The sequence below is a fragment of the Desulfovibrio mangrovi genome, from assembly GCF_026230175.1.
GTDB classification, from domain to species: Bacteria; Desulfobacterota; Desulfovibrionia; order Desulfovibrionales; family Desulfovibrionaceae; genus Halodesulfovibrio; species Halodesulfovibrio mangrovi.
This window is the reverse complement of sequence record NZ_CP104208.1, coordinates 2,444,729-2,459,296: the sequence shown is the minus strand read 5'-3', so window position 1 is coordinate 2,459,296 and position 14,568 is coordinate 2,444,729. Positions and strand designations below refer to the sequence as shown.

At 57.8% G+C, this 14,568-nt stretch carries 10 protein-coding genes; 3 read left to right on the top strand and 7 right to left on the bottom strand.

Features of this window, described 5'->3' with window-relative positions:
• Nucleotides 1-7 precede the first annotated feature (7 nt).
• Complete coding sequence (locus N1030_RS11230) at nucleotides 8-2,017, bottom strand: pyridoxal-dependent decarboxylase (RefSeq protein ID WP_265825576.1); 2,010 nt, start codon at nucleotides 2,015-2,017, stop codon at nucleotides 8-10.
• A gap of 271 nt (nucleotides 2,018-2,288) precedes the next feature.
• Between N1030_RS11230 and N1030_RS11225 the strand changes: the two genes are divergently transcribed.
• Nucleotides 2,289-4,232 (top strand): CsgG/HfaB family protein, encoded by a 1,944-nt coding sequence (locus N1030_RS11225; protein WP_265825575.1) that lies wholly within the window; start codon nucleotides 2,289-2,291, stop codon nucleotides 4,230-4,232.
• 95 nt (nucleotides 4,233-4,327) lie between these two features.
• Here N1030_RS11225 and purE read toward each other — a convergent pair whose 3' ends face one another.
• Nucleotides 4,328-4,828: a 5-(carboxyamino)imidazole ribonucleotide mutase gene (gene purE / locus N1030_RS11220; protein WP_265825574.1), complete on the bottom strand. Its 501-nt coding sequence runs from the start codon at nucleotides 4,826-4,828 to the stop codon at nucleotides 4,328-4,330.
• A gap of 318 nt (nucleotides 4,829-5,146) precedes the next feature.
• Entirely contained in the window at nucleotides 5,147-6,415 is a 1,269-nt protein-coding gene (gene purD, locus N1030_RS11215) for a phosphoribosylamine--glycine ligase (RefSeq protein WP_265825573.1), read from the bottom strand.
• A 164-nt stretch (nucleotides 6,416-6,579) separates the two neighbouring features.
• Between purD and N1030_RS11210 the strand changes: the two genes are divergently transcribed.
• Nucleotides 6,580-7,872, top strand: coding sequence for a phenylacetate--CoA ligase (locus tag N1030_RS11210; RefSeq protein ID WP_265825572.1), 1,293 nt, complete (start codon nucleotides 6,580-6,582; stop codon nucleotides 7,870-7,872).
• A gap of 176 nt (nucleotides 7,873-8,048) precedes the next feature.
• On the opposite strand, the gene N1030_RS11205 is transcribed toward N1030_RS11210, so the two are convergent.
• The 4 genes from N1030_RS11205 to N1030_RS11190 form a co-directional block, all read right to left on the bottom strand.
• A complete protein-coding gene (locus tag N1030_RS11205; RefSeq protein ID WP_265825571.1) occupies nucleotides 8,049-9,230 on the bottom strand; it encodes an MFS transporter in 1,182 nt (393 codons plus the stop codon).
• A 2-nt stretch (nucleotides 9,231-9,232) separates the two neighbouring features.
• Nucleotides 9,233-9,778 (bottom strand): HDIG domain-containing metalloprotein, encoded by a 546-nt coding sequence (locus N1030_RS11200; RefSeq protein ID WP_265825570.1) that lies wholly within the window; start codon nucleotides 9,776-9,778, stop codon nucleotides 9,233-9,235.
• Between the two features lie 104 nt (nucleotides 9,779-9,882).
• Nucleotides 9,883-11,829: a sensor histidine kinase gene (locus N1030_RS11195; protein ID WP_265825569.1), complete on the bottom strand. Its 1,947-nt coding sequence runs from the start codon at nucleotides 11,827-11,829 to the stop codon at nucleotides 9,883-9,885.
• A complete protein-coding gene (locus N1030_RS11190) occupies nucleotides 11,826-13,415 on the bottom strand; it encodes a response regulator (protein ID WP_265825568.1) in 1,590 nt (529 codons plus the stop codon). The genes N1030_RS11195 and N1030_RS11190 overlap by 4 nt, the downstream gene beginning before the upstream one ends.
• A 220-nt stretch (nucleotides 13,416-13,635) precedes the next feature.
• Here N1030_RS11190 and N1030_RS11185 point away from each other — a divergent pair, with 220 nt between their 5' ends.
• Entirely contained in the window at nucleotides 13,636-14,559 is a 924-nt protein-coding gene (locus N1030_RS11185) for an ArsR/SmtB family transcription factor (protein WP_265825567.1), read from the top strand.
• The last annotated feature ends 9 nt before the right edge of the window (nucleotides 14,560-14,568 follow it).

Genomic DNA, 14,568 nt, shown 5'->3' with positions numbered 1-14,568 from the left:
AGTCCGGCTAGTAAGATCGAGTGCGCGCCAGCTCTTTGCGAACCTCTTCAATGCAGAGCATGAGGCGGGTCATGGATTCCTCTTCCACAAAGGGGGTCATGACATAGGACTTGAGCGCCAGCACCGGACGCCCGCCCGCGCTGACGCAATATTGTTCCGTCAGCGAAATTTCCAGGCATTCTCCGGCGAGCATTTTTTGGTGCAGGGCATCAAATACGGCGCGGTTGTAGCGGTTGTGCTTTTCCAGATCCGCATCATGGGACGGGTCGGCCACTTCCTTCTGATACTGCAGGTTCGGGTCGGTGCCGTCGGGGTAAACGCGGAACAGGGTAACGGGACCATGGTTGCCGTTGTTCACCACCACGGCATGCGGTGCCTGCTCCAGCCGCATGCGCAAGGATTCCGCAATGGTTACAATGTATCCCAGCAGAGCCCTGTATCCCTGCTTGCCTAGCATTTTCAGATTGGCCAGCGCGGAAAGCACGCCACCTCCGCCGCGTGACGATTCCATGGTGAACATGCCGGGGTGGTAGTTCCCGAACTGGAACAGGTAGGGCATGAGCGCCTTGTCCCGCGTAATGAGGGTCAGATCCTTTTTTTCGCGCACGAGGAAAAGGCTGGAGAGGTATGGCGTGTAGCCGGTCTTGTGGAAATCCAGTCCTACGGAATCCGCTCTGGGCAGACCGGCAAGGATGTTGCGGACATCCCACAGTGAGCGCAGGGTACGTTCCGGAAAACGCATGGAGTTGGTGTTGAAGTCGTAGTCGTTGAATACGCTCCATGCCCAGCCGATAACGGCATCGGCATGCAGGTGCGGGGTATACTCGAGCTGATATTCCTGCGTCAGGCGGTCGCGCAGGTCGGCCATGGCGGTCAAGGGATCAAGACCGAAGGCGTCTGTAGTGCCCATGGTCGCCAGCAGGCAGGCTATGTGTTCGCCCTTGTCCAGAATGCGGCGCATGGCTTCTTCCAGTTTATCCATGCGCATGGCGTTGTCCGCATCCACTGGGATGGTTACGAGATTGTCCGTGCCCAGCCCCTGCCAACCCAATGCATTAAGTTTGCAGTAATGGCTTGCGCTGGAGGCGATCATTTTCATGCCGGGCTGCACCCCGTGGGCAAAGGCTCCGGGTTGGGCTTTTTCGATGCCCAGCCGTACGCCGTAGAAGGTGGTGCCCGTGCCGCCCCAGGTGAACAGGCCCGCAGCGGTTTCCGGTGGCAAGCCCAGCAGGTGGGCGCAGATGGCACTGGCCTCTACTTCTGCCTCAGAGACTTTGCGGGAATATCCGTCCCAGATCATGTTGGGGTTGTAGAGCGAGGCCATCAGGCTGCCGATAACGGCAGGGATACTGGATGGCGGTATGACGTTGGGCTGCACCAGTGCGTGACCCCATATGGGATGACCGTCAAAGTAGGCAGCGAGTTGTTCCACTGTTTGTTCAACAGTCTGCATGTTTTCATGCAACACGCCTGTGCGGGCCTTGGTGTAATCTATGTCGCTGTTCCCGCCCTGCAGCATCGGCGTGCAGCCCTTGCGGGCGTTTACGGCCTGCAGACCATGCAAAAGCGACTGGCCGAGATAGGCATCATGAAAGCTGTCGGAAACGGGAGAAGGAAACGCGCGGCGTATTGTGCCGATGAGGTTGTGAAAGCTGTCATCCGCAGGCAGTTCGGCAGGCAACCTGCAGATGTGCTCTTGCCAGCCGGTAAAGGCTTTCAGCAGGCCGGCTTCTTCAAGAGCGTTGCGAACGGCCAGCGGGGGATTGGCAATGCGGAGCAGATCGCGCGGTGAAGGGGCGGCTCCCAGGCAGGCCGCAGCGCGCTGCTTGAGTTGGTCAAGGGTGCGGATGCCGTCTGCCGTAATGCCGGTAACTTCTGCCATATCCAGCACAACGGGGATAAATATGCAGCCGGAGGCATTGTGCAGCAGGGGCTCAACGGTGGCCTGCAGGCTGTTACCTGCTTCCAGATCCAGATTGCCGGAAAGCCTCAATATGATGCGACTGCTGAGATGCATGATTCTCATGTGCATGGTGACCTCGGTTGCCTGTTTGAAAATGTGATGCCCATGCTTCATTTGAGTGGGCAGGCTCGCTCCGTGCGGCGATTGGCGGAGGCTTGGGTCACATTATCGCAACCCTTGCGCCCTAGCAATGAACTTGCCATTATTATGCGGTGTCTCATGGTTTGATTGATGGCGAAGGGTAAAGAATAATACCCATGTTATTGCCGACTTGCACATTTGCGGGTAGCGTTGGCATGACCCACCTTTATCGGGGATAATCGGCATGAGATACGTCATTCGCAGGGTGCTTCGGTTTGCATGTGTTCTTGTGATGCTGCTTCTTGCCGCCTGCGCGGGAAAGAAGAACTATGATGCGGGCATGTCCCTGTATGCGCAGGGCGACCTGCGGGCTGCGGTTGAGGAGTTGACGCGGGCAGTCGCGCTGGAGCCGACCAAGCAGAAGTACCTTGATGCTCTTCGGAGGGCGAAGGGGGCGTTGGCGTCACGGATATGCCTGCAGGCGCAGGCGGATCTGGAAGCTGCCGAACCCAGCCGCGCAAGCATGGACGCTGCCCGTGCCGTGTATGACGAGGCGCAGGGGCTGGACGAGGGCAACGCCAGAGCGGGAGAACTGCTGCGTTTCATCAGCTCGAAGGAAATTGAACTGGCCCGGCAGGTGAATGCGGATATCGGCGCAGCCGAACAGCTTGCCGCCGCAGGTCGGTGGGAAGACGGCTGGCAGGCCATGCTGGCCGTGGAGCGCCGCGATCCTGAAAGCAAGGTCGTCCAGGTGGCCAAAACCGTCTTCGGACGGCGCGGTGCCGTTGCGTTGGCACAAGCCGCCGATGCCTTCTATGTCTCAGGCCAGTTCGGCGAGGCAAAGCGGATGATTGCCCTTGCCAACGAGATGGACCCCGCCAACATGCAAGTTTCCACCATGCTCGCCAATGCCACGCGCATGGTGAACAAGATGGATCTGGTCAGAAAGGGTGACGGGGCCTTGGGGGCGGGCGATTATTCCGCTGCCGCCCGTGCCTATATGGCGGCTCATGCCCTTGATCCTGCCGATGCCCGTCTCACGCAGCACATGCACAACGTGCTGACCAGAACCTATGATGTGATCGCGCAGAAAACCTACCGTTACCTTTCCAACGGGTTTGTCGTCGCGGCCGCGCACTCGCTGGCCGAGGCGGACGAATTTCTTTCCGTGCAGCCTGACGCCACGATCGGGAAGCTTGGGAAGCAGTTGCGCAGAGCCTTGGGCGACAGTGTGGAAACGGCCATGGACGAAAGGAACTACGGCATTGCCTGGTACTGTCTGGAGCAGCTCAAGCGTCTGGATCCCACGGGCGACTACGACATGCTGTCCTTTGAGGTGGAAGACAAGCTCCTGCAGCGCGCGCAGACCTACATTGCCATATTCGATTTTTCCAGCCCGCTCAATGTGACCGGAACCGATGCCGGAGCTACCATCACCAACCGGCTGAGCGCATACATGTTCGAACACGCAGGGACTGATGTGGTCATCATGGAGCGGTCAAGCCTGAACCGGATTCTGGAGGAAATGCAGCTTGGACAGGTGGGGGCGCTCAATGCCGAAACCTCCAAGGAGATGGGCAATCTTTACGGCGTTGATCTTGCTGTCATGGGGAACACGCTGGCCTACCGTTCGGAAAACACGGTGGTGCAGAGTTCCAAGCAGGTCAGCTACTCGCGGCTTGAACTGCAGCAGTTGAGCCTTGGGCAGTACGGCTCCTATTCCATTCCGGTCTCACGGGAATACACAGCTCCGTACACCGTGAACTACAACAAGCTGCGCACCAACGTGCAGTTCAGCTATCGCGTGGTGGACGTGGAAACGGGGCGGCATCTGAAGTCGGCCACGGTGAACGAAAGCAGGGTGATGGAGGATGAAAGCCACGGGGCCGTGCCCATTGCCAATCTTCCGGAAGACCCCATGGAACTGCCGGATGAACTGACCGTGCTGCTGGAACTGACAGACACCGCCGTGCAGAAGATGGCGGACGATCTTCTCTCTCTGCTGAACAACATGGAAGATTTTTACATGGAGAAGGGTGAAACCTACATGAAGCGGCGTCAGGCGGACAAGGCTGCGGAGCAGTTCGCCAACGCGGTGTTTGTGGAGCGTCTGAAGAAGATCAGCAGGCGCACGGACGAGGCCATGAAGAATCTGGACGCCGTGCTTGAGATGTATCACGAGGAATAGCGGCCCTTGTCCGCCCTTCTTTCCAACACATAAATGAATGAAAGGCCGCATCCTTCCGGATGCGGCCTTTGTGTACGGGCGCAGAGCAGCGGGTGCTACTTTGCCATGCGGGATTCCAGATCTTCCGCGCTCTTGATGACCTGTGCCTTGAACTCTTCGCGTGCGGCGGAGAGCTTGGTGGCAACGGCGGCATCCTGCAGTGCGATGATCTGCGCGGCAAGCCATGCGGCGTTCTTGGCGCCTGCCTTGTCCAGCGCCACGGTGCCCACGGGGTATCCGGGAGGCATCATGACGGTGGCCAGCAGCGCATCCATGCCGCCCAGCTTGGAAGCCGTGATCGGCACGCCAAGAACGGGCTTGAGGGTGCGTGCGGCTACCGCGCCAGCAAGGTGCGCGGCCATGCCGGCGGCGCAAATGAAGACCTGACAGCCTTCTTTCTCCAGCTTGTCCACCAGATGCTCGGTGCGTTCCGGCGTACGGTGGGCGGAGCTGACCGTGAAAAGGTAGCTGATGCCCAGTTGCTCCAGCACTTCGGTGCAGGGGCGCATGGTTTCTTCGTCGGAAAGACTGCCCATGAATATACCAACTTGAGGCATGTTCATTACTCCTGAAAGGGGTTCGGGTGGTTGTTGCCAGAGCCGTCGTTATGGGTATTCGTCTGTTTTTGGCTTTGCGGGCCCGGATGACATATGCTCCGCTTCTCCCGGACCGGAGTCCCCGTGTTGTGCGGGGGCTTCGTAGACCCGTTCGGCAGGTGCGCTACATATTCCGCAGGTGTGATTTCCGGCCTTCCCTGCCCTTGAGTGCTCGGGAGGGAGAGGCGCGAAACAGCTGACCTGTGGCAAGCGCCTGCTGTTGCGGAGAAGGTCGAAACCTTCCCCGCCAAAGCTGAAAACAGTTCGAAATTTAGTTTTCTATCTCAGACCCTTGAAGCCAATGTCGCGGCGGTAGTAGGCCTTGTCCATGCGCAGCTTGGCAACGCCTTCGTAAGCGCGCTTCTGGGCATCGGCAAGGGTCTCGCCCAGCGCGGTCACGCACAGCACGCGGCCGCCGTTGGCGCGGGTGACGCCGTTTTCAAGGGTGGTTCCGGCCTGAAAGACCTTCAGATCGCCGATGGCTTCCGCCTCTTCGATGCCGTTGATCTCCATGCCCTTGGGGTAGCTGTCGGGGTAGCCCTCCGCGGCGATGACAACGCCGAGGGTGGTTTCCTTCTTGATGTTCAGCGGGGTTTCGGCAAGGCGGCCTTCCACGCAGGCCATCATGACATCCACGATGTCGCTGTCCATGCGCATGAGCAGGGGCTGGCATTCAGGGTCGCCGAAACGTACGTTGAACTCCAGCACGTAGGGGCCCTTGGCGGTCATCATGAGTCCGGCATAGAGAATGCCGATGAAAGGCTTGTCCTTTTTGCCCAGCGTTTCACACACGGGCTTCATGACCAGTTCGATGATCTCGTCGTAGCGTTCTGCGGGCAGAACGGGCGCGGGGCTGTAAGCACCCATGCCGCCGGTGTTGGGGCCGGTGTCGCCGTCGAATACGGCCTTGTGGTCCTGCGAAGAGGGCAGGGGCTTTACGGTATTGCCGTCGCAGAAGCAGATGAAGGATGCTTCTTCGCCGATGAGGCATTCTTCGATGACCACGTGCTCGCCGGATGAGCCGAAAGCCTGCTGCACCATGATTTCTTCCAGTGCGGCAATGGCTTCGTCGGTGGTCTGGGCGACCACTACGCCCTTGCCCGCAGCAAGGCCGTCTGCCTTGACCACGATGGGAGCGCCGACTTTGAGAACGTATTCCTTGGCATCGTCAAATTCGTTGAAAACGCCGAAGGCGGCAGTGGGGACGCCTGCTTCTTCCATGATGTTCTTGGCGAACGCCTTGGAGCCTTCCAGCTGGGCGGCAAAGGCATTGGGGCCGAAGCAGGGGATTCCGGCAAGATCAAGGGCGTCCTTGATGCCGAGCACGAGGGGCAGTTCCGGACCCGGAACCACGAGGTCGATCTTCTGTTCCTTGGCAAAGGCAACCAGTGCGGGAAGGTCGTCAACCGCGATGGGCACGTTGGTGCCTTCAAGGGCGGTGCCGCCGTTGCCGGGGGCGATGAAAATCTCGTCAACTTTTGGGCTCTGGCGCAACTTCCATGCAAGGGCATGTTCGCGTCCGCCGTTCCCGACGATCAGAATCCGCACGTCTGGCCTCCGTATGGCTTGGGACAGGGTTTTCCCCCGTCCTGTTTCGTGATAGCACGTTCAGTCACGTGGCTTGCGTGTTGTGGTGTGCGCCTGATACATGCTTTTGCCGTTTGGTTCAAGGATGATATTTATATTACCATTTCAGTGTGTTGGGAGCGTGTATGGTGACTCATCGTTTTTTGCCGCACCTGCCTGCGGAAAAGTTGGCGGCACTTCAGCTTGACGGACTGCGATGGACGGTACGCCATGCCTATGAGAACAGCCCCGCATATCGGGCCAAGTTTGAGGCGGCGGGGGTGCATCCTGACGACATTACCAGCCTTGATGATATAAGGCTCCTTCCTTTTACCACCGTTACGGACCTGCGTGAAGGCTATCCCCTGCCTTTGCTCTCCGTACCCGAAGAGCAGGTGGTTCGCATTCATGCCTCTTCCGGCACTACGGGCAAGCGCAAGATTCTGGCGTATTCGCAGAAGGATATCGATACCTTTGCCCTGCAGATGGCCCGCTGTTACGAGATTGCCGGGCTGACCACGCTGGATCGTGTGCAGATTGCCGTGGGCTACGGCCTGTGGACGGCGGGCGCGGGTTTCCAGCTGGGAAGCGAAAAGTTCGGGGCGCTCACGGTTCCTGTGGGGCCGGGCAACCTCGAAATGCAGCTGCAGCTCATGGCGGACATGGGCACCACCTGCCTGTGCTCCACGGCGTCCATGGCGCTGCTCATGGCGGAGGAAGTGGAGCGCAACGGCCTGCGCGATCAGTGCAAACTGCGTAAGGTGATTTTCGGCGCGGAAACACACAGCGCCAAGATGCGCAAGACCTTTGAGGAAAAGCTGGGTCTTGAGGGCAGTTATGACATCGCGGGCATGACCGAGATGTACGGCCCCGGCACCGCGCTGGAATGCGATGCCCACGAAGGCCTGCATTACTGGGCCGACCTGTTCATCATCGAGATTCTTGATCCGGAGACCCTGCAGCCCGTGCCGGAAGGCGAGGTGGGCGAAATGGTGGTGACCAGCCTGCGCAAGGAGGCCAGCCCCCTCATCCGCTACCGCACCCGTGACCTTTCGCGCATGCTTCCCGGCAAGTGTTCCTGCGGGGTGGAGATTCCCCGTCACGACCATATTCTCGGCCGTTCGGACGACATGATCATCTTCCGTGGCGTGAACATCTATCCCGGTCAGATTGCGGACGTGCTGCAGAAGTTCCCCGAAGTGGGGGCAGAGTACCAGATCATGCTTACCCGCAAGGAAGGCAAGGACAACCTGACCCTGCGGCTGGAGCGCAATGCCGAAGCCCAGGCTGGCAACGATGCTGCGCTCGCCAAGGTCGTGGGAGCCGAGCTGCACAAGAAGCTCATGGCCCGCGTGGAAATGGAGATCGTGGACCCGGGCGCGCTGCCGCGTTCCTTCGGCAAGTCCAAGCGTGTGGTTGATCTGCGCGATCAGGATTAGCGTGCGGTAACAATCGGCCTGCAGCGTTTCAGGCTGTGGGCAACGGGTGACACCGGATCGTGGGGAATGGGCGTATTGCGTCCCCCATCATTGCATTACTGATTTTTCAGCATCCGCTGATTTCAACCAGAAAGTTCAACCGCCGCCGGAAATTTCCGGCGGCGTTTTTTTTATTCTTAAGGGGAGATTGTTTTCGGTGTGTAGTTGCGTGTCATGAAGGCAAATAACAGGGTGGTTCCAAGAACGACGGTTCCTGCAGATGCGAATCCTGCGGAGGCTCCAAGACTGGCAGTTACCGCTCCGGCCACCACCGGGCCCGTTGAGTGGCCTATGTCCATGATGGCTCCCAGCAGCCCCATTGAGGCTCCCCGCATGTCGGCATCGCTTGTGTCTGCGATGAACGCCGAGCTTGCGGCAAGCGTCAGCGAGAGGGCAAGGCCGAGGCCCAGGCTTGCGGCAGCAAGCGTGACGATGCTGCCGGTTTGCCCCATGAGCAACATTATGCAGCCCAGAAGCAAGGCGCCGAGCACAATTTGGCGAACCCTTCCGTGCGAGTCGGAGAGTTTGCCGAAAAGAGGCTTGCTGAGCGCCACGGCGAGCACTTGTACGGACATAAGACCGCCCGCCCATTCCGTGCCCAGTCCGGCCGTGCGTACATGCTGCGGGAAGAATGCTTCAAAGGCCCCGAAAGCGAACAGGGCTGCGGACTCCATGATACAGCCTTGCAGTACCAGTCGGTTTTGAAGCACCGCTCTGACGGAATGTCGGAAAGAGCGGTTTGTCGTGGTCGGGGGGGGCTGTGCTTGGGGAAGTCTGAATACGAGCAATGCGGTAAGAACACCGAGCAGAAGGCACGTCAGATACACCAGTGTAAAACCGCTTCCTTCGGCTTCGTTGTCAGGTAGTGTGAGCAGGATTCCCCCTGCCAGCGGAGCGAGGAATCGGCCAAGCTGACTGGCGGACGACATGAAGCCCAGCCGTTCGCCCCGTCCTGCAAGGAAGGTGTCTGTGACCAGCGCCATGGCAACCGGTACGAAAATGCCTGTGGCAAGCCCGTGTAGGAAGCGGACGAGTGCCAGCTGCCATATCTCCGAAATGAAAAGGTAGCCCAGAGGAGTCAGGGCGAAAAAGAGAGCGGATATTTTCAGCAGGCGCATTCGTCCGAAATAGTCTGAAAAAATCCCTGCGGGAAGACTGACAAGCACTCCGGCCAGCGGTGAAAGGGAGGCTACAATGCCTATGGCTACAGGGTTCGCCCCGAGATGTTCGGCAAAAAATGGCAAAACGGGATTCTTGGCCATGGTTGTGCTGAAGATGGCCAGAAATCCCGTCAGGCAGAGCAGCAAGAAAGGGGACATTATTACTCCCTGCGAATCAGTCCCTGAATCTCTTCATGATAGCGGAGGTAACGTGTCCGTGTCGCATCATTCTTTCCGTATCGTATAATACTGGTGAGGATTTCCTCGAAACGCTCCTCAGCGCGTAGCGGGTCTGGTTCTACGCCGTCGCCGATGATGTCAGTCAGGCGGTCGGCGTAGATGATGATGCGCTCCTCCAGTTTGTGCAAGGTATAGTCCATGTCGGGAAGTCCCAGTTCACGGGCTTCTTCACGGGTCATGCCACCGCGGATGTGCTTCTTCATGATGGCCTGAAGCTCCTCGGACAGTCCCAGTTCCGCACCAAGGCGTGCGCCTTCTTCTCCGTGCTCTATGGCGTGGGTGCGCACCTTGCCAAGGTCGTGAAACAAAGCTCCTCTTATGAGCAGGCTATAGTCGAGCTCTGCTCCGCTACGGTCGGCAATGTCGAGAGCGCGTTCAGCCACAGCGATTGAGTGGCTCAGATCCTCTTCGGTCATCCCGGCGTTTCTGAGTAGGGCAACATCTTCATTTGATATGCGAGGGTCCATGAGTATATTCCTGATTATTAGTAATGGGTCGTATTAGGATCTGTTTTAAATGAATGAAAGCCAGAGAGTGTCAGTGTCAGTCGCTGATGCGAGCGAGAGGGGCGTTAGACATTCTCCAGCACCGGCGGGCAGGCCATGTCCTGATGCTCCAGAGGAATGGTGATGCGGAAGGTGGTGCCTTTGCCGAGGGCGGATTCCAGCTGAATGACGCCGCACAGCTTCTGGGTGACAAGGTTGTAGGTGATGTGCATGCCAAGCCCTGTGCCGCCCTGTCCCTGCCTGGTGGTGAAGAACGGGTCGAAAATCTTTGTCTTCTGTTCGTCATTCATGCCCTTGCCGTTGTCTGAGAAGGTGATCTCCACCCCTGCCGGTACAATACGTGCCGACAGTCTGGCGAGTCCTGCCATGTCTTCGTCAAACGCGTGTATCAGGGCGTTCATGATCAGATTCGTGAGTACCTGCGTGAGCGCTCCGGGGTAGGTCTTGAGGATGATGTCCTCGGGACATTCGACTTCCAGCTTGTGCGGCGAATGTTTGAATTTGGGCTGCACGCTGAGCTGCACTTCCCTGAAATAATCGTGCAGGTTGAAGGCGCGGGTCTGCTCCAGCTCCTGATCAACGGCCACCTGCTTGAAGCTGCGTATGATCTCGGCCCCGCGTGTGAGGTTGAGAAGCATGGACTCGGCAGCGCTGTCCGCCGTCTTGAGAAACGCCTCGAACTCTCCCTTGGTGAACTTGCCCGCCTCATAGGATTCACGGATGGCGGCAAGCCGCTCTTGCAGGTAGGTGGCGTTGGTCACGCCAAGGCCCAGCGGCGTGTTTATCTCGTGCGCCACGCCTGCCACGAGCCGTCCGAGCGCCGCCATCTTTTCGGTGACGACGAGCTGGTCTTGTGCCTTTTTCAGCGTATCCAGCGAGTTTGCCAACTCTTCCGTCCGTTCCCGAACGCGCTCTTCAAGGGTTGCGTTCAGCTCTTCAAGCCGGTTCTGGGATTCAATGCGTTCGGTAATGTCCATGGCGCTGACAAGAAGGTACAGAACGGTGTCCTCTTCGTCCGTGATGGGGACGACTGTACCGTCCAGATACCTGTTCTCACCGTCCTGCCGCGTGAACTCGGCTTCAAAGTGGGGGAGAATGCCAGATCTGGCCTTTTCGAGCATGGATTGGCGTTCCTCCGTCCCGTCGCTGTCCTTGATGACCCATGGAATGTCTTCAAAGCGTGCGGATTGTATGGGAGCGAAGCCGATGACCTCCGTTGCCGCCTGGTTGCTCTGGAGAATGGTTCCGTCAGTGGCGAGTATGAAGAGGGCTTCTTCAGCCTGACTGAAGACCTTGCGCATCTTGGCCTCGTTTTCCGTAATGCGCTGTGATGCCTTGCGCGCCTGTGCGATGGAGAAGAGCGAGAGGGAGATGATGATACAAAGCGCCACGGTGCTGGCAATGACCATTTCTCTGGTCTGGCGCATGGTCTCCTGCCGAATGTCTTCAAGGTATGCGCCGGTGCCGATAATCCACTGCCAGGGTTCAAACCGTTTGACGAAGGAGATCTTGGGGAGGATGAGGTTGGCTTTGTCCTGCCACTGCCACTGGTAGGAGACAAAACTGCTGCCTGTCTGGCTGCTGGTCTGAACCATTTCCACAAAGAGCCTTTTGCCCGTGGCGTCCATGTAATCTGAAAGGTTCATGCCCTCCAGTTCCGGCAGGTAGGGGTGCATGATCATGTAGGGGCGGGTGTCGTTGATCCAGAAATAGTCTTTCAATTCCGGCCCGAAGCGCATGCGGGCAAGGCTTTGAATGGCCATTTCCTGTCCTTTGCCTTCAGGAATTTTCCCCTGCAGTTCAAGGGTGTAGCAGAACTGGATGATATTCCACGCAATCATGACATTGTCTTTGAGCGAAACCTTCTTTCTTTCCAGCAGGGCATTGTAGGTGTTGGGAATTTGTATGGCGAAGATGATGCCGAAAATGAGGACAACCGAAATGACGATGGGCAAGGCAATCTTCACCCATGTTGTCTGTAGCAATGCGCGCAGTTTGCCGGACGGACTCATAGCGTTCTCGGAATGCTGTCGGTGTAGGCTTCGTGAACCCTGAGCAGTGCGTCCAGATTCTCCAGAAGCAGGTCGACGAGAACGGGGTCGAACATCTTTCCCTTCTCCTGCCGGAAGAATTCGATAACCTCATCCGTAGGCCATGGATTCTTGTAGACCCGCTCATGGCTCAGGGCGTCAAAAACGTCGGCAACAGCGGTTATTCTTCCTTCAATGGGGATTTCCTCTCCTTTGAGGCCGCGCGGATAGCCGTTGCCGTCCCAGTGCTCATGGTGCGTGTGGGCTATGTCCGCCGCCGTGGTCAGCATGCGCCTGTCGGATGCCTTGAGCAGCATGTAGCCGATGCTGGTGTGCTGCTTCATCACGGCGAATTCCTCTTCGGTGAGCTTGCCCGGCTTCAGCAGAATGCTGTCCGGAATGCCTATCTTGCCGATATCGTGCATGGGCGAAGCCTGTTTGAACAGGTTGGCGTCCAGCTCGGATATCCCGTGGGCAAGGGCCAGTATGCGGGTGTATTCAGCCACGCGTACCACGTGATACGCGGTTTCCTTGGAACGGGTTTCCACCACTTCGCCCAGCCTGAAGAGCACTTCGCTCTGCGTCTTGATGATCTCGTCGTTCAGGTAGATGTTGTCCATGGCTATGCCTACGTTTGTCGTAAATATTTCAAGCAGTTCTTTCAGTTCCTCCCAGTTGTCCGGTGAACTCTTTTCCATGTAGAGGATGTGATGCTTCCTGTTCTGGGTGGGCAGGTAGGCGATGTAGGTGTCGTCGACAACCGAGCTGACCTTGTCGACGATGGCCTTGTTGATCTGATCGAGCGTGCTCTGGTCCAGTATCTGGCAGCTGTTCGTTATTTCGCATTCCTCGAACTTGCCGGTGGCCGAGATGATGTTCCAGCTGGGGTCGTTCAGGGATTCCGTGAGTGCGGTGAAGCCGGTACCGCTCATGTACAGGGAGTTCTGCAGGCGGAAGAGAGCCTCTATCTGGGTGAGCACGCCCTTTGAAAGCGTGTGGAGAGAGCGCTCCTGAAAGAAGCTTGCCGAGGCGTCTATGATGTACTTGAGGCCGACCCGCTGCTTTTCAATGGCCCGCATGTCCCGGTAAGAACGGATGGCCGTATAGATCGTGGTGAACAGGCGCTGCGAGGTTAGTTCGGTTTTGTGCTTGTAGTCGTTGATGTCGTATTCGACGATGACCTTTCGTTCCGGTGCCTGGCCCGGTTGCCCTGTGCGAAGAATGATGCGCACCAGCTTGTTTTTCATCTCCTGCCGGATGGTCCGCGCGCAATCAAGACCGGCATGGGGCGTCTCCATGACCACGTCCAGCAGAATCACGGCAATGTCGTCGTGCTGTTGCAACAGGTCCAGCGCTTCCTTTGCCGTGAATGCAGAATATAATTCCAGCCCCGCGCCTTCGAATTCGAAATCGGTCAGCACGAGCTTGGTGGTGTTGTGCACCTCTATTTCGTCGTCCACGATAAGAATCTTCCATGGGCGCAGGCCGCCGCGATGTATTTTTTCGGCTTCGGCGGTATCCGGGGACTCTGGAGAGCTTTCTGCGAAGAGGAGATCGTCATCGCCCATGTGCATCCCTTCCGTTGTTGTTCATGCTTAGTGTCATGATAACAAGGGAGCACGTCGCGTGTATTATATTTCAACGTAATCGGCGGTATGCCAGCCTGTACTGCTGCCGTAATTATCAAGGGTGAGTGTTGACTATATCCGAGAATGGGGATAAGCCCATATCAACTTTTCTTGATGCAGAAATATCAAGCCAGTCGGAAATAGCGCAGGAGCTCTGAGTATGACAACGGCACTTCCCCTTATCAAAGCCTTGGCGGACGAGACCCGCTTGCGGCTCATGCATGTGTTGAACAGGTTTGAGCTGAGCGTGAACGAACTGGTTTCCATTCTGGAGATGGGCCAGTCCCGTGTGTCACGCCATTTAAAAATTTTGACCGGAGCGGGCCTGCTCGATTCGCGTCGCGACGGCCTGTGGGTTTTCTATTCCGCACCGGAGGAGGGGCCGGGCCGCGAGTTCATAGATGCGCTCATGCCGTTTATCGTCACCGATCCGACCCTTGAGGCGGATGCGGACATGGCGGCAAAAATCATTGAGGAACGCGCCAGAAAGACCAAACAGTTCTTCAACTCCATTGCCGAAGACTGGGATCAGCTGAACCGCGATATCATAGGCAATTTCGACCTGCCCGGGGCCATCATCGGCCATATGCCCCGCTGCAAGGTGGCGCTGGATCTCGGCTGCGGCACCGGCACGCTGCTGGAACGCATGCTGGAGAAGGCGCTTTCCGTCATCGGCGTGGACGGTTCCCCGCGTATGCTCGAGCTTGCGAAGCGTCGTCTTGCGGAAGATGCGGACCGCGTGTCCCTGCGTATCGGAGAACTGGAGCATTTGCCCCTGCGCGATGGCGAGGCGGATTTTGCGGCCATCAACATGGTGCTGCACCATCTTTCGCATCCCGGCGAGGCGCTCAAGGAAATTCGCCGCGTACTGCGCCCCGGCGGCCTGCTGGCACTGGCCGATTTTGATAAGCACGAGAACGAGAAGATGCGGTCCGAATACGGGGACCGCTGGCTCGGATTCGATATGACGACACTGGCGCTCAAGCTCACGGAGGCAGGCTTTTCGCTGAAATCCAGCAAGTCCCATCCTGTTGAGCGCGGGCTGGCCATTCACCTGATAGTGGCAGAAAATTCACAACAATAGATTTGGAGG